The 15,878-nt window shown below is 72.8% G+C and carries 10 protein-coding genes; 5 read left to right on the top strand and 5 right to left on the bottom strand.

Features of this window, described 5'->3' with window-relative positions:
* Window positions 1–91: 91 nt before the first annotated feature.
* Window positions 92–556 carry a peroxiredoxin gene (locus ACX9TP_RS13660; RefSeq protein ID WP_482980159.1) on the top strand — a complete coding sequence of 155 codons (465 nt, stop codon included), beginning with the start codon at window positions 92–94 and terminating at the stop codon, window positions 554–556.
* A gap of 18 nt (window positions 557–574) precedes the next feature.
* Here the strand turns inward: ACX9TP_RS13660 and ACX9TP_RS13655 are convergent, their stop codons facing one another.
* Window positions 575–1,153 (bottom strand): TIGR02265 family protein, encoded by a 579-nt coding sequence (locus tag ACX9TP_RS13655; RefSeq protein ID WP_482980158.1) that lies wholly within the window; start codon window positions 1,151–1,153, stop codon window positions 575–577.
* 172 nt (window positions 1,154–1,325) lie between these two features.
* Between ACX9TP_RS13655 and ACX9TP_RS13650 the strand changes: the two genes are divergently transcribed.
* From ACX9TP_RS13650 to ACX9TP_RS13640, 3 genes are read left to right on the top strand one after another with little or no spacing between them, the layout of a single operon-like run.
* On the top strand, window positions 1,326–1,967 hold the full coding sequence (locus tag ACX9TP_RS13650) for an RNA polymerase sigma factor (RefSeq protein ID WP_482980157.1): 642 nt from the start codon (window positions 1,326–1,328) through the stop codon (window positions 1,965–1,967).
* On the top strand, window positions 1,967–2,497 hold the full coding sequence (locus ACX9TP_RS13645) for a zf-HC2 domain-containing protein (protein ID WP_482980156.1): 531 nt from the start codon (window positions 1,967–1,969) through the stop codon (window positions 2,495–2,497). Before ACX9TP_RS13650 ends, ACX9TP_RS13645 begins: the two co-directional genes overlap by 1 nt.
* Window positions 2,494–3,024, top strand: coding sequence for a hypothetical protein (locus ACX9TP_RS13640; RefSeq protein ID WP_482980155.1), 531 nt, complete (start codon window positions 2,494–2,496; stop codon window positions 3,022–3,024). The genes ACX9TP_RS13645 and ACX9TP_RS13640 overlap by 4 nt, the downstream gene beginning before the upstream one ends.
* An 8-nt stretch (window positions 3,025–3,032) precedes the next feature.
* On the opposite strand, the gene ACX9TP_RS13635 is transcribed toward ACX9TP_RS13640, so the two are convergent.
* The 3 genes from ACX9TP_RS13635 to uvrA all read right to left on the bottom strand — a co-directional run bounded on the left by ACX9TP_RS13635 (window position 3,033) and on the right by uvrA (window position 10,136).
* Window positions 3,033–4,010: a DUF5996 family protein gene (locus ACX9TP_RS13635; protein ID WP_482980154.1), complete on the bottom strand. Its 978-nt coding sequence runs from the start codon at window positions 4,008–4,010 to the stop codon at window positions 3,033–3,035.
* Window positions 4,011–4,195: 185 nt separating this feature from the next.
* Complete coding sequence (locus ACX9TP_RS13630; protein WP_482980153.1) at window positions 4,196–4,801, bottom strand: glutathione peroxidase; 606 nt, start codon at window positions 4,799–4,801, stop codon at window positions 4,196–4,198.
* A 34-nt stretch (window positions 4,802–4,835) separates the two neighbouring features.
* Window positions 4,836–10,136: an excinuclease ABC subunit UvrA gene (gene uvrA, locus ACX9TP_RS13625; RefSeq protein ID WP_482980152.1), complete on the bottom strand. Its 5,301-nt coding sequence runs from the start codon at window positions 10,134–10,136 to the stop codon at window positions 4,836–4,838.
* A gap of 136 nt (window positions 10,137–10,272) precedes the next feature.
* On the opposite strand from uvrA, the gene ACX9TP_RS13620 reads away from it, so the two are divergent.
* The gene (locus tag ACX9TP_RS13620; protein WP_482980151.1) at window positions 10,273–11,271 is read left to right on the top strand and encodes a S1 family peptidase; all 999 of its coding nucleotides are present in this window, start codon (window positions 10,273–10,275) and stop codon (window positions 11,269–11,271) included.
* Here ACX9TP_RS13620 and ACX9TP_RS13615 read toward each other — a convergent pair.
* Window positions 11,264–15,745, bottom strand: coding sequence for a Kelch repeat-containing protein (locus ACX9TP_RS13615; RefSeq protein ID WP_482980150.1), 4,482 nt, complete (start codon window positions 15,743–15,745; stop codon window positions 11,264–11,266). The genes ACX9TP_RS13620 and ACX9TP_RS13615 overlap by 8 nt on opposite strands.
* Window positions 15,746–15,878: the final 133 nt, after the last annotated feature.

Here is a 15,878-nt window from a genome sequence, read left to right as displayed (position 1 = left end):
CCCCCATGTGCAGCAACCGGGGCAGCAGCGTCCCCACCGAAACGTGGTAGGGGTGGACCAGGACTGGCCCCCAGGAAGAGGACCTACCGGAATGCTTGCCGTCGGAGACTCCGCGCCGGACTTCACCGCCACCGACTGTCACGGTGCGTCCCTGAGCCTGTCCTCGCTGCGCGGCCGGCGCGTGGTCCTCTTCTTCTTCCCCAAGGCCTTCACCGTCGGCTGCACCATCGAGAACCGGGCGTTCCGGGACAACCACCAGCTCGTCAAGTCACTCGGCGCGGAGCTCGTAGGCGTGTCCGTGGACACCCAGCGCACGCAGTGCGAGTTCGCCGCGAAGGAGGACATCCACTTCGCCCTGCTCGGTGACGAGAACCGCGACATCAGCCGCGCCTACGACGTGCTCTGGCCCGTGCTCAACATCGACCGGCGCGTCACCTTCATCATCGCCCCCGACGGCCGCGTCGAGCACATCATCCGTCACGAGGTGCGCGTTTACCGCCACCTCGACGACGTGCTCCGCTACCTGCGCGCCAACCCGCCCGTCCCTCCAGCCTGAGGGCCGCGACGCGGCGCCTCACTCCCAGGCGAAGTGGTACTCGCAGTGCGGCGCGCCCCGGGCCCGGCACAGCGGGTGGGTGGCGTTCACCGAGCGGCCGCCGGACAGCTCGATGGCCCGCTCGTGCCAGCCGATAATCGTGAGGCAGTCCGTCTCCGTGACGTTCTCCGCCCCGAAGGTACGCAGCACCGCGCCGTGGGCGCCCGCCTGCTCGTACGTGCGCGAGCCCACCGCGTAATAGAAGCGGTAGATCTGCGGCGCCTGGCTGAGCAAAAACTGCGGGTCCCCGGGCCGCACGAAGACGTGCTGCGCGCCGTGGAGCGCCTCCTCGGCGGACGCGCGCCCCATGTCGATGAAGGCCCTGCGCTTGTCCTCCGGCGACATCACCTCCGCGATGGCCGAGTCCAGCCGCAGGTTCAGCTCCAGCGGATACCAGGCGATGGGAAGAATCATCTTCCGCAACAGCGCCTGGTCCTCCGGCGGAAGCCGCCGCAGCACCTCGTCCACCCGAACCTGCCCGCCGTGGTGGCGCAGCATGTTCAGCCGGGAGATGAGCACTCCACCCTTGATGCGAGAGCTAGAGCCTTCCGTCACCATGCCCCGTCCGTGGTTACGAGCAGTCAGGCATTCTGGCAGCGGGCCAGCACCCCCAGCAACCCGACACGTCACGATAACCCACTCAACGTGCTGCAACTCCTGCACAATCAGTAAATCCTGACGGGCGACCGTATCGAAAATAACCTTCTGGCGGCCCGGGGGTTGGAGGGGTGTGAGTCCGGGAGACACAGGCGGGCGGGTGGTGGCGATGCCCTCGCGCGGGGCGCGGCCGGGGCTGGAGCGGGCCTCGGACGAGGCCTTGTGCCGCGCCTTCCTGGAGGGCGAGCCGGCGGCCTTCGAGGTGCTGGTGAAGCGGCACCGCTCGCTCGTCTTCTCGCTGGTGCGGCGCTACGTGTCGCGCCCCGAGGACGCGGCGGACCTGGTGCAGGCGGCCTTCCTGCGGGCGCTGGAGGCGTCGCGCCGCGTCTTCTCGCGCTTCACGCCGGCGGGCCCCGCGCCCTTCCGCGCGTGGCTGGTGCGCATCGCCCTCAACCTGGCGAAGAACCATGCGCGTCAGGGCCAGCGGTGGCGGCCGGTGCTGGTGGAGGCGGGGCCGGAAGCGGTGGCGGTGGACCCGACGGAGTCGGCGCAGGAGGGGCTGGAGCGCGGTGAGCGCGAGCGCCAGGTGCGCGCCGCGGTGCTGGCCCTGCCCCGCCGCCAGCGCGAGGTGCTGACGTTGCGAATCGATGGCGGGCTGTCCTTCAAGGACATCGCCCAGACACTGCGAATCACGGAGAACAACGCGAAGGTGCAGTTCCACCACGCGGTGAAGCGATTGAAGGCGCAGGTGGGCGCGCCCGGGGAGACGAACTGATGGCCGCGTGCCCTGAATACGAGGTACTGCTGGACGTGCACGCCACGGGAGGCCTGGAGACGGACGAGGCCGCCCGCGTCCACGCCCACGTGAAGACGTGCGACGGGTGCCGGGACGCGCTCGCGTCCACGGTGGGCGTGCTCATGCTGGCGGAGCTGCCGCCCCTCACCCCCGAGGAGAAGGCCGAGGTGCAGGAGCTGCCCCGGCGCACGCTGTCCGCGTGGCGGCGCGACGCACAGCACCGGGGCTTGAGGCGGCGGACGCTGGGCTCGGTGGCGGCCGCGGCGGCGGTGGTGGCCCTGATGCTGCTGGTGCCGGGCCGGCTCCAGGGCTCCCGGAACGGCTCCGGCACCGTGACGGCACCGAGCGCTCCCGCGGCGACCGTGGACGCCGAGGAAGTGGACGCGGAGACGATGGCCGCCATCGAGGCATGGGCCGGCCTGGAGCCGCTCGAAGAGGACCCGGACGCGCTGGAGGACGGCGACGCCGTGGACGAGGACTTCGACTTCGACCTGGGAGAGACACTTTGAAGACGATGAAGCGGACGCGGAGGGTGGCGCTGGCGCTGGTGCTGCTGCCCTGGGTGGCGCTGGCCCAGCCCGGCCGGGAGGACAAGGACAAGGACAGGGGCGCCCGCGACGCGGAGCGCATCGAGCGCGTGGAGAAGCGCCAGCGGCTGCGACAGGTGCTGGAGCTGTCCGACGCGCTGGAGCTGGACAACGCGCAGGCGCTGAAGCTGGAGGAGACGCTGCGCCGGTTCGACGAGCGGCGCCGTCCGCTGCGCGAGCAGGTGAGAGATGCCGTGCGCACCCTCCATATGGCCGCCCGGGGAGACGCCTCGGCCCAGCCGCAGGTGGACGCGGCCGCCCAGCGCGCCTTCGAGGCACGGGAGCGCATCGCCGCGCTCGACAAGGAGATGTACCAGGCGCTGGCGAAGGAGCTGCCGCCGGCCAAGCGCGCGATGCTCGCCCTCACCCTCGCGCGCAGCGAGGGGAAGATGAAGCTTGGTAAGTGGAAGCGCAACGGCGTCGTCCCGGAGCTGCCGCTCACCGAGTGAGCCGTCCCTCAGGGCGCGGGCTGCTCCGGGAGCGTGGCCGAGGCCGCCGGGGCACGGCTCACGCTCGGGCGCTCGGGGAGGTACAGGGGCCGCTCCAGGTTCCCCCGGTCCCACCCTCCGAGGTCCGCGCAGGCGTCGTAGGTGCTCTGGAGGAAGTCGAGCAGGAAGTCCCTCGGATTCCCCGCGCGCCGGACGTCGTCGTAGGCCAGCAGGTACTCCTTGAAGCCCGTGTCATAGCGGGCCGCGGCGGGACGGACGCTCGCGGTGGAGAAGCCCTCCGGCTCCGGTGCGGCGTAGCAGTAGAAGGCCGCGCCCTTCGTCTCCGGGGTGCCCGGCCAGAAGCCGGCGCTGCATACCTCCTCGCAGTACGCCTCGCGGGTGATGACGTCCGCGCCGGGGCGCTCCGGCGCGGGGCGGCCGGAGAAGCGCGTCACCGCCAGGTCGAAGCTCCCCCAGAAGAAGTGGACCGGGCTGCACTTGCCGGTGAAGCGCGCCCGGAACTCCTCGAGGACGAGCTGGGACTGGAGCAGCGCCCGCCACCAGCGCTGCACGTACTCGGGCTGGTAGGTGGCGTGGTGCCGGTCCTCGCTGAAGCGGGTGGTGTCGTCGGGAATCTCGACGGGCACGTCCCAGATGCGCACCTCGACGCCGAGCGAGCGCAGCGTCGCCATGACGTCCCGGTAGAACTCCGCGACGGGCCGGGCCTCCAGCCCGAGCACCCGCGTCTCGCCCCCGCTCGTCCGGAACAGCAGCTCGTGCTCGAGGAAGTCGAAGTCCACCTCGAAGCCGCCGTTTCCGTAGGGGATGAGCCCCGTCGTCAGCCCACGCGCCGTCACCCGGAACGTGATGTTCCACCAGTGGTTCTGCGGCGGCGTGAGCGCGAGCTTCACCTTCCCCAGGATTTGCGTGTACCGGTGCAGCGTGGCCTGGCTGTCCCGCCAGGCCTCCAGCGGCAGTTCCGGCCACGCTGCTTCGCGCGTGTCCATGAAGCCCCTCCACAGGCCAGGTTCGCCTTGAGGATGGGGGCCGGGCCCGCGCCAGTGCCACGCGGCCGGCGCAGGCCGCACGGCATGAGGACGGGAAGCGGAGCGGCAGGCCCCGCGAGCCCCCATGCGCGTGCGGCCGGGTGCAGCCAGCGGACGGCTCCTCGCCGCCCGTGTCCGGCAACCGGCTACTTCTGCGAGAGCGCGCCGTCGATGGCCGTCTTCAACTCGGCGCTGTCGGGCGTCACCGCGCTCGGGAAGGCGGCCTTCACCTGGCCGTCCTTGCCCACCACGTACTTGTGGAAGTTCCACTTGGGCGCGGGGTGGTTGCGCGAGAGGAACTCGTAGACGGGGGACTGGCCCTCGCCCTTCGTCTTCACCTTCTCGAACATGGGGAAGGTGATTTTGTAGCGCAGCTCGCAGAACTTCTTGATCTCCGCCGCGCTGCCCGGCTCCTGGCCGCCGAAGTCGTTGGAGGGGAAGCCCACCACCACGACGCCCTTGTCCTTGTACTCCTGGTACAGCTTCTCCAGGCCCGCGTACTGCGGCGTGTAGCCGCACTCGGAGGCGGTGTTCACCACCAGGACGACCTTGCCCTGGAAGCCGGACAGCTTCTCGGACGTGCCATCGAGGCGGTTGGCGGAGAGGTCATGGAAAGACATGGGCTTCTTCTCGCTCTGGGGCTCGGCCTTGGCGGCGGGGGCCGGGGGGGAGGACTTCGCGGGCTTGTTCGCGGCGAGCGCCGGGGTGACGGCGAGCGCGGCGACAAGGGACAGGGTGGGCAGGGTTCGCATGCGTCCAAGAGGATGCCGGAACCCCGCCCGGGTTTCACGCCCTCCGCGCGGCGGCCCTCGGCCGGGTGTCCTCACCGGAAAAGAGCGACTTGAGCACCCGTCCGGTCGGCGTCTTCAGCTTCGCCACGTCACGGGGCGTGCCAGTCGCCACGATGTGGCCGCCCTCCTCACCCCCCTCGGGCCCCAGCTCCACCACGTGTTCCGCCGCGCCGATGACGGACGGGTGGTGCTCGATGACCACCAGCGTGTCGCCGCGGTCCACCAGCCGGCCCATGAAGGTGATCAGCTTCTCCACGTCGCCCAGGTGCAGGCCGGTGGTGGGCTCGTCCAGCACGTACAGCGTGGGCTCGTGCCGCGCGGTGGCCGTCAGCTCCGCGGCCAGCTTCAGCCGCTGCGCCTCGCCGCCGGACAGGGTGTTGGAGCCCTGGCCCAGCTGCAGGTAGCCCACGCCCAGGTCCGCCAGGCACTCCAGCGGCGCGGCTACCCGGGGCAGCGCGCGGAAGACGTCCTTCGCCTCGTCGGCGGACAGCCGGAGCACGTCGCCGATGGACAGCCCGTTGTAGCGGACCTCCAGCGTGGCCGCGTCGAAGCGCGCGCCGTTGCACGCCTCGCACGGCGTCACCACGTCCGGGAGGAAGGACATCTCATGGGAGATGGCGCCCTGCCCTTCGCACGCGGTGCACCGGCCACCCTGGGCCGAGTTGAACGAGAAGCGCGTGGCCGTGAAGCCCCGAATCTTCGCCTCGGGCGTGGCCGCGAATACGCGGCGCAATTCGTCCCAGATGCCCAGGAACGTCGCCGGCACGGAGCGCGGCGTGCGGCCGATGGGCGACTGGTCCACCGACAGCACGCGCTTGATGGACTCCACCCCGCGCAGCGAGTCGAAGGCCCCCGGCTTCGTGGTGACGAGCTCCAGCTTCTCGCGCAGCGCCGGGTACAGCACCTGGCGAATCAGCGTGCTCTTCCCCGAGCCGGACACGCCGGAGACGACGTTGAGCCGTCCCACCGGCAGCTTCAGGTCCACGCGCTTGAGGTTGTTGGCGCGCGCGCCCTTCAGCTCCAGCCACTGCTTCGGCTCGCCGCGTCCGGAGGGAGGCCGCACCTGCGCCGCCTTCAGCGCGCGGGCCGTGGGCGAGTCCCCCTCCAGCACCACGTCCGGCGCACCCTCCGCGAGGATGTGCCCGCCGCCGCGCCCGCCCGTGGGCCCGAGGTCCAGCAGGTGGTCCGCCGCGCGGATGGTGTCCGAGTCGTGCTCCACCACCAGCACCGTGGAGCCCGTGGCCACCAGGGCGCGCAGGTTGTCCAGGAGCCGGTGCGTGTCGCGCGGGTGCAGGCCGATGGTGGGCTCGTCCAGCACGTACATGGCACCGGTGAGGCCCGCGCCCAATTGCGCGGACAGCCGCAGCCGCTGCATCTCCCCGCCCGAGAGGGACGCCGCGTTGCGGTCCAGCGAGAGGTAGCCCAGGCCCACGCGCTCCAGGAACTCCAGGCGCCGCAGCAGCTCCTGGCGGGACTGCTCGCCAATCAGCGCCCGGTCTCCCTTGAACTTCCACGTGCGCACGCGCGCCAGCGCCGAGGCGACGGACTGCTGCACCACCTCGTGGTAGCGCGCGGACTCCAGCCGCACGCCACGCGGCACCGGAGCCAGACGGCTGCCGTCGCACGTGCTGCACGGCGCCGTCTCCCCCTCGGCCATGGCCTCGGCGCCGCCCTCCACGCCGGTGCCCTCGCACGACTCGCAGCGGCCCTGCTTGGTGTTGAAGGAGAACCAGCGCGGGTCCAGCTCCGGCACGGCGGTGCCGCACTTCGGACAGGTGCGCTCGGTGGACAGCAGCGTCTCACCCTTCCCTCCGCCCACCTTCAGCGCGCCCTGGCCCCAGCCCAGCGCCTTGTCGAACACGTCGCGCGGCAGCTTCGCCAGCTTGCCCTCGTACATGACGAGGTCGATGTCGTGCTCGCGCGTCTTCGTCAGGCGCGGCGGGTCGTCCGTGGAGGACAGCTTCCCGTCGACAATTGCCTGCGTGATTCCCCCGCGCGCCGCGGCGGCGAAGACGTCCAGGTAGGTGCCCTTGCGCGCGCGCACCGCCGGCGCCAGCACCGTGCCCTCGCCCTTCATCGCCGTGAGCTGCGCGTAGAGCACGTCCGGCGTGGTGGAGGCGATGGGCGAGTCGTCGCGCGGGCAGTGCGGCTCGCCCAGCTTGGCGAAGAGGAGGCGCAGGTAGTGCGCCACCTCGGTGACGGTGGCCACGGTGCTGGTGGCACCCGCGCGCGAGGTGCGCTGCTCCAGCGCCACGGAGGGCGGCAGCGAGCCGATGCGCTCCACGTCCGGGCGCGGCATGGTGGGGAGGAACTGGCGCGCGTACGGGCTCAGCGTCTCCAGGAAGCGCCGCTGTCCCTCCGCGAACACCACGTCGAACACCAGCGAGCTCTTGCCCGAGCCGCTGGGCCCCGTCACCACCGTCATCTTCCCGAGCGGAATCCGGCAGGACACGTCCTGCAGGTTGTGCTCGCGCGCGTGCTCCACTTCAATCGCGGGCACCGCGTCCTTCCCCGGCCGGCGCAGCTTCACGGAGCGGCCCAGCGGGCGGTGCTCGCCGCGCAGCGCCTTCGCGGTGGCGCCGTTCGCGCGGGCCACATCGTCGGGGGTGCCCTCGGCCACCAGCCGGCCGCCGTCGCGACCGCCCACCGGCCCCAGGTCGATGACCCAGTCCGAGCCCTTCATCACCGACACGTCGTGGTCCACGACGATGACGCTCGCGCCCCGGTCCACCAATTCGTGCAGCGCGGCGATGACGTGGCGCACGTCCTCCGCGTGCAGGCCGGCGCTGGGCTCGTCGATGAGGAAGAGCGTGCCCTTCGCATTGCTGGCCAGCGCGCGCGCCAGCTTCAGCCGCTGCGCCTCGCCGCCGGACAGTGTGGACAGGGGCTGGCCCAGCGGCAGGTAGCCCAGGCCCAGCCGCGCCGCCGGCCCCAGCGTGCGCTGGAGGGCCGCGTCGTCACCGAAGTGCTGGAGCACCTCCGCCACCGTCATCTCCAGCACCTGCGCCACGCTGAAGCCCTGGTGGCGGACGGCGAGCACGTCCTCCTTGAAGCGGCGGCCCCGGCACGCCGCGCACAAGAGCGCCACGTCCGCGAGGAACTGCATCTCCACCGTTTCGTAGCCCTCGCCCGAGCACGCCTCGCACCGGCCCTTGTCCACGTTGAAGGAGAAGTGCGCCGCGGTGAGGCCGCGCACCTCCGCGTCCGGCTCCGCGGCGAAGCGCTCGCGCAGCCGGTCCCACGCCTTGGTGTACGTGGCCGCGTTGCCGCGCGACGTGCGCCCCAACGGGGACTGGTCCACGAAGGTGACGTCCTCCACCGCCTCCATCCCCTCCAGCGCGTCCACCGCGCCCGGGGCCTCCACGTCCTTCACGCCCAGCCGCCGCGCCAGGTGCCGGTACAGCACCTCGTCCATCAGCGTGCTCTTGCCCGAGCCGCTCGGCCCCGTAATCGCGCACAGCACGCCCAGCGGCACGCGCACGGAGAGGTCCTTCAGGTTGTGCTCGCGCGCGCCCTTCACCCCCAGCTCGCCCTTGCGCTGGCGCGGCGTGCGCTTCGTCTCACCGGTGCCCGCGAGCATCCGGCCGGTGGGCAACTCGGCCTTCTTCGCCAGCGCCTCGGGGGTGCCGTCGAAGCACAGCTTCCCGCCCTGCTTCCCCGCCCCGGGGCCCAGCTCCAGCACGCGGTGCGCGGAGCGGATGACCAGCGGGTCATGCTCGATGACCAGCGCGATGTTGCCCCGCTCCGCCAGCTCGGCGATGGCCTCCGTCAGGGGCGGCACGTCCCCCGGGTGCAGGCCCACGGTGGGCTCGTCCAGCACGAAGAGCGCGCCCGTCAGCGACGTGCCCAGCGCCGCGGTGAGGGACACGCGCTGCGCCTCGCCGCCCGACAGCGTGCGCGCCTGCCGGTCCAACGTCAGGTAGCCCAGGCCCACCCGCTGCAGGTAGCGCAGGCGTCCGGCCAGCTCGCGCCGGGCCAGGTCCCCCTGCCCGGTGGTGGTCTTCAGCGCCTCCAGCCGCGCCAGCGCGTCCGTCAGCTCCAGCCCGTGCCACGAGGGCAAATCCAGCCCGCCCACGCGGTACGCACGGGCCTGCTCGTTGAGCCGCGCGCCGCCACAGTCCTTGCACAGCGAGTAGGCGCGGTAGCGGGCCAGCAGCACGCGCACGTGCATCTTGTACGTGCGGCCCTCCATCCACCGGAACCACGCGCGCACGCCCGGGTAGGCGCGGCCATCGCGGTAGTCCCCCTCACCCTCCAGCACCAGCTCCTGCTGCTCCGGCGTCAGCTCCGCCCAGGGCTTGTCCATGGAGATGCCCCGCGCCTTGCACCAGCGCTGGAGCATGCTGCGCTCCCACGACGTGGACTGGCCGGACCACGGGCGGATGGCGCCCTTCGACAGGCTCAGCGCGGGGTTGGGAATCACCTTCCCCCAGTCGATGCCGATGGTGCGCCCGAAGCCGCGGCACGCCGCGCACGCGCCCACCGGGGACTGGTAGCTGAACAGGCCGGGCCGCGCGGGCTCGAACTCCTTCGCGCACTTCGGACACACCAGGCCGCGCCGCAGCCGGTGGGGCGCCTGGCCGGGGATGAAGGCCAGCGCCTCGCCATCCGCGCGCGCCCACGCGTCCTCCAGCGCCTGCGTCACGCGCGACAGCTGCGCGTCCGTCAGCTTCACCCGGTCCACCACCACGCGCGCCACGCCCGCCGGGTCCGTGGCCTCGGAGGGCTTCAGCGACTCCAGCTCCTTCACCTCACCCTGCACCATCAGCCGGTGGTAGCCGTCCTTCAGCAGCCGCGCCCGCGTGTCGAGGAACGCCGACGTGTCGGGGATGCGCACCGGGAAGGTGATGACGGCCTGCGCGTCCGGGTGCTCGCGGATGACGGCGGCCGCCGCCACGCGCGCGTCCGTGCGCACCGCCTCCACGCCGCACGTGGGGCACACCGGCACGGCCTCGCGCGTGAAGAGCGCGGAGAGGTACGGCTCCACGTCCGCCAGCGTCGCCACCGTCGAGCGCGAGCTCTTCACCGGGGCCCGCCGGTCCACCGCCACCCCGGCGGCCACGGGCTCGAGCGCGTCCATGGGCGGCCGCTCCAGCCGCTCGAGGAACTGCCGGGCGTACGGGCTGAAGCTCTCCACGAAGCGCCGCTGCCCCTCGGCATACAGGGTGTCCAGCGCCAGGCTGGACTTCCCCGCCCCGGACACGCCGGTGATGCAGACGAACTCCCCTTCCGCGAGGTCCACGGAGAGGTCCTTCAGGTTGTGCGTGCGCGCGCCTACGAGGTGGGTCTTATGCATGGAGGTCGCAGGTTTAACGACCGGACACTTCTTCGCCAATGCCAAGTAGGACCTTGGTGCAGTCGGCCTTCTCCCGGGTTGGGTGCCAGGCGAGCGGCTGCTAGAAGTAGGGCTTTCCGTGGCACCGGAGGTCCCCATGTCCGAAGGCCCCGATAGGACGCCTCCCCGGGACGCGCTGGTCCAGGCCTCCCCCTCCCTGGTGATGCTGGAGGTGGACGGCCGCACCGCGTCCGGCTTCGTGGCCACGGCCGAGGGGCACCTCGTCACCAGCCTCCATGCGGTGGCCGGAGCGCGCAGCATCGGCGCGGTGATGTCGGATGGCATGCGCACGGAGGTGGTGCAGGTGGTGGCCCTGGACGAGCGCAGGGACCTGGCCATCCTCCGCCTGCCCCTGCCGGACATGGTGCCCGCGCTCGCGCTGTCCCCGACTCCGCTGCCCGCGGAGGGAGAGAGCGTCTACGTCCTGCGCGCGGTGGGCGGCCCCGCCCCGGAGGTGCGGACGCTGGAGGTGCGCGCGGTGCAGGTGCTGGGCGACTGGCTCACCCTGCTGGAGCTGACGCGCACGCTCGCCGAGGAGTCCTCGGGTGGCCCGGTGCTGGACGCGCGCGGCGCCGTGGTGGGCGTGGCCACCGCGGCGCTGGCCAATGGCCGCTCGCTGGGGCTCGTCATCCCCACCCGCTATGTGACGCCCCTCTTGCGCGGCACCGCGTCGGCGCCGCTGGCCGCGCTGGAGGCCCCCCGGCGCAGGGCGAGCCGCGTGCGCCAGGTGCCCCAACACCCGGTGAGCATGCTGGAGGGCGCCACCAGCAGCGCGGTGGAGTCCATCGCCAGCACCCTGGGCCAGGCCATCAACGTGGGCGCCCCCGCCTACAACCGCGGCGACGTGGAGGGCTGCTACCGGCTCTACGCCCGCACCGCCGAGCAGCTCATCGACGAGCGCGGCGACTGCCCCGGCGCCCAGCGCGCCCTGCGCGACGGGCTCCTGCGCTGCGTGGACCTGAGCGACGCGGATGACCGGGCCTGGGCCCTGCGCGACACCTTCGACGGGCTCCTGGACGTCATCCAGCGCTGGCTCGCGGCCCGGCCCGCGGCGGCTCCCGGACGCAAGCCGCCGCCGAAGCGGTTCCTCAACTGAAGCGCCGGGCGCGCTGCCGCCGGGAGAGGAGCCCGGCCAGCAGCAGCCCCGCGAACAGCCACGCCGCATCTCCCGAGCCCGCCGCGCAGCCACACCCGCCTCCCGAGTCCGGACGCTCCGGAGGCTCCTGGCTCAGCTCCACGGTGAAGGTCACCGGGGCACTGGTGGGGCTGGTGCCGCCCACGTCGGCCGCCATGGCGCTGGCGGTGTGCCGCCCCACGCCGAGGGACGTCGGGAAGGACCAGCGCCCCGCATCGTCGGTGGAGGCGGTGCCCGCCGCCACGCCATCCAGGATGACGGTGATGGTGCTGCCGGGCTGGGCCGTCCCGGAGATGGGGGGTGAGACGTCCCGGGTGACGCTGCCCTCGGTGGGCGAGGTGATGACCGGCGCGGCCGGAGCCGTCCGGTCAATCCGCCACGTGCGACGGGCGGGAGTGGGGTCCACGTTGCCGACCGCGTCTCGCGCACGCACCTCGAAGATGTGCTCTCCCTCCGCGAGGCCCGACAAGGTCGTGGGCGAGGTGCAGATGACAGGTTCCCCGCCGTTCAGGAGGCACTCGAAGGTGGCGCCGCCACCCGTGGAGGAGAAGGCGAAGGTGGCCTCCTGCTGACCCGTGACGGCCTCCGGCGCGGAGGTGATGGCGGTGTCCGGAGGCATCAGGTCCACCACCCATTCGTGGGAGGCGGGCGTGGCGTCCACCTCGCCCTGTACGTTGCGCGCCCGGACCGCGAAGGTGTGGGGACCGTCCTGGAGCGAAGCGTAGGTGGCCGGCGAGACGCAGGGGCTGAAGGCCGCGCCATCCAGGCTGCACTCGAAGTCCGCCGCGAACCCGAGGGCGGTGAAGGCGAAGGTAGCCGTGGTCTCCCGCGTGACGCGGGCCGGAGCGGAGGTGAGCTCGGTGTCCGGCACCGCCGTGCCGTTCGCGATGCCGACCACCGTGCCGGCGCTCATCCCGTTGACGGTGGCCGTGAGGACGTAGTGGCCGGGGGGCGTGTTCGGCACGGTGGCGGTGAAGCGCGTGGAGGAGAAGTCCCGCACCGGCACCGTGAACAGCCGCTCCCGGTCGAGGTCCAGCAGCGTCACCCACGGGAAGTCGGACGGGCTGGAGCGCCCGTCGCCGCCGCTGGCCTCCGACACGCCTCGCAGGCGCGTGCCGCCGAAGGTGAAGGCCGCACCGGGGAACAGCGGGCCCGGGGGCGCCACGCGCTCGCCGAGCGTGGGGAGCCACTCGGGACGCGCGCCGGTGCTCTCGTAGACCTCCGGGGTAGCGTTTCGGAAAGGGGTGGCGAGCACGTCGCTGATGCCGCCCACCAGGAGCACCTCGCCCGAGGGCAGGAGCGTCGCCGTGTGGAGGAGGCGCATCTGGGGGGACGGCGTTTCGGCGCTCCAGGTGCCGGTCGCCGGGTCATACACCTCGGCGTCCGGGGAGAGGGTGTTCCCGACCCCGCCCGTCACCAGCACCCGGCCGGTGGGCAGCAGCGTCGCCCGGTGGTACACCCGAGGCGCGGTGAGCGAGCCGGTGGGGCTCCAGGTTCCCGTGTCCGGGTCATACAGCTCGGCGAGGGCGGTGACGATGCCGTCGGGCCTCACCCCACTCGCCACCAGCACCTTTCCTGAAGGAAGCAGCGTCGCCGTGAAGGAGGCACGGGACGTGGGGGCCGCGACGCGGGTCCAGGTGTTGGTGGTGGGGTCGTACACCTCCGCGCCAGAGGGGCCGCCATTCTCGGCGTACCCTCCCACCACGAGCACCTTCCCCGACGGCAGCAGCGTCGCCGTGTGGAAGTCGTGGGCCAGCAGGCGCGCTCCCGTGGGAGTCCACCGGCCGGTCTCCGGGTCATACACCTCGGCACTGGCGGGCGGAGCCCCCGTGCGCGTCCCGCCCACCACCAGCACCTTGCCCGAGGCCAGCAGCGTCGCCGTGTGGAAGCTGCTGGCCTGCGAGCGCGCGGTGACGCTGGTCCACGTCTCCGTCACCGGGTCGTACATCTCGGCGGTGGGGAGGAGCTCCTCGTCGGGGCCCTGTCCGCCCACGACGAGCACCCGTCCCGACGGCAACAGCGTCGCCGTGTGGGTGGCGCGGATCTGCAGCATGGGCTCGGTGGCGGACCAGGAGCGGGTGACCGGGTCATACAGCTCCGCGGTGGAGAGCAGCACCGTGTCGAGGGCGCCTCCCGCCACGAGCACCTTGCCCGAGGGCAGCACCGTCGCCGTGTGCCCGTAGCGAGGCTGGTGGATGAACGCGGTGGGGCGCCAGTCATTGGCCACCGCGTCATAGAGCTCGGCGTTGTCCAGTCCGCCATTCCTTCCCGTCCCTCCCACGATGAGCACCCGCCCCGACGGCAGCAGCGTCGCCGTATGGCGGATGCGGGCCTGGGCGGGCGGAAGCGTGAAGCTCCACGCGCCGGTGGCCGGGTCATACACCTGCGCGGCGGAGTGGCGGTCGGACAGGTCCTGAATGCCCACCACCAGCACCTTGCCCGACGGCAGCAGCGTCGCCGTATGGTCCCCGGCGGAGGCCCCGAGCGACTGGGCGAAACCCCAGGTGCCCGTGGCCACGTCGTACAGCTCGGCGGTGCCCGGGGCGTGGTCGCCGCTGAAGCCCGCCACCACGAGCACCTTGCCCGACGGCAGCAACGTCGCCGAGTGACGGGAGCGGCCCTGGGTGAGCGCACCGGTGGGGCTCCAGGTGCCAGTGGCCACGTCGTAGACCTCGGCGCTCGCCAGGGAGTCGGAGCCCGACTCGCCCCCCGCCACGAGCACCTTCCCCGAGGACAGCAGCGTCGCCGTATGGCCCTGGCGGGCCGCCTGGAGCGGCGCGGCCGCGCTCCACACCCCGGAGGCCGGGTCATACAGCTCCGCGCTGGCGAGGGGCTCGAAGCCGTCATCAGCCCCCACGAAGCCGAGCCCCCCCACCACGAGCACCCGGCCATCCGGCAACAGGGTCGCCGTGTGGCCCAGGCGGGCCCTGGCGAGCGGCGCGGCCGGGCTCCACATCCCGGAGGCCGGGTCATACAGCTCCACGCTGGCCAGCGGGATGGAGTAGACGACGCCCCCGTCCACCACCTGGCTCCGCGCCCCACCCACGACCAGGACGCGGCCATCCTTCAGCAGGGTCGCCGTGTGCTCCTGGCGCGCCTGCGCGAGCGGCTGCGTGGCGGACCAGGTGAGGGAGGCGGGGTCATACACCTCGGCGCTGGCCAGGGTGTCGCTGCTCTTCGCGCCGTAGCCTCCGGCCACGAGCACCCTGCCCGACGGCAGCAGCGTCGCCGTGTGCTTGCGGCGTGGATGGGGCCGGGTGGCGGGAGTCCCGAAGACCGCGGCCGGCGCGTACAGCTCGGCGCTGGCGAGCGCCCCGCTTGCGTCACTCCCTCCCACCACGAGCACCCGCCCCGTGGGCAGCAGCGTCGCCGTGTGGCCCCGCCGGGCCTCTGCGAACGCGCCGGGCACGTCCGTGAAACCGGTGGCCGCGCTCCAGAGCTCCGTGCTGTTCAGCGCACCGTCGGCGCCCTGGCCTCTGGTGACCATCACCTCGCCCGAGGGAAGCAGTGTCGCCGTGTGGCCGGAGCGCACGTCATCGAGGGCGCCCGCGGCGCTCCACGTACCGGAAGCCGGCGCGTACAGCTCGGCGCTGGCGAGGCTCGACCCACCGCCGGTGCCCCCCACCACGAGCACGTCACCCGAGGGCAGCAGCGTCGCCGTGTGGCGGGAGCGCGCCTGCGACAGCGCGCCGGTGGCCGCCCAGGTGCCGGTGGCCGCGTCGTAGACCTCCGCCTGCGCCAGCGCACCGTCGTCATCGGCGCCGCCCACCACCAGCACGCGCCCCGAGGACAGCAGCGTCGCCGTGTGCCCGGAGCGGGCCCGCGGGAGCGCGCCGGTGGAGGACCACGTGCCCGTCGCCGGGTCATACAGCTCCGCGCTGACCAGGGGCCCGCCGCTCCCCTGCCCCGCCACCACCAGCACGCGGCCCGAAGACAGCAGCGTCGCCGTGTGCCCGGAGCGCGCCTGCGACAGCGCGCCGGTGGCGGCCCACGTGCCCGTGAGCGGGTCATACAGCTCCGCGCTCGCAAGCGGCCCGCCGTCGCCAGTCCCACCCACCACGAGCACCCTGCCCGACGGCAGCAGCGTCGCCGTGTGGCCCTGGCGGGCCGAGGCCAGCGGCGCGGTGGCCGTCCAGGCGCCGGTGGCCGGGTCGAACGACTCGGCGCTGGCGAGCGCTCCGCCCGCGTCACTTCCGCCGGTCACCAGCACCCGGCCCGTGGGCAGCAATGTCGCCGTGTGGCCGCTCCGCGCCGCGCCTGGCGACGCCACGTTGCTCCACGCCGAAGCCGCGAGCGACGCCCGCGCCTCCGGGGTCTTCGCCCGCGCGGGAGCGGGCTCCGAGGTCTGCGTGCAGGCGGAGAGGAACCCCAACACCACGCATGCCAGCGCCACCGCGCCGCGCCCCAGCCGACCTGCCGAATCCCGTCGAGACATGAACCCCTCGTCACGAAGCGAAGCCGCTTCGAGGCGAAGACGAGCATCCCCCATCCGGTCCTGTCCAAGAAAAGCGCGCGCACGGGCCCGTGGGCCCGTGGGTTCCGGAAGACCTCCCGGCGGGACGCGGCGC

The sequence above is a fragment of the Pyxidicoccus sp. M15 genome (assembly GCF_056858435.1).
Note: the sequence above shows the minus strand (reverse complement) of the source record. Positions and strands in the feature narration are given on the sequence as shown.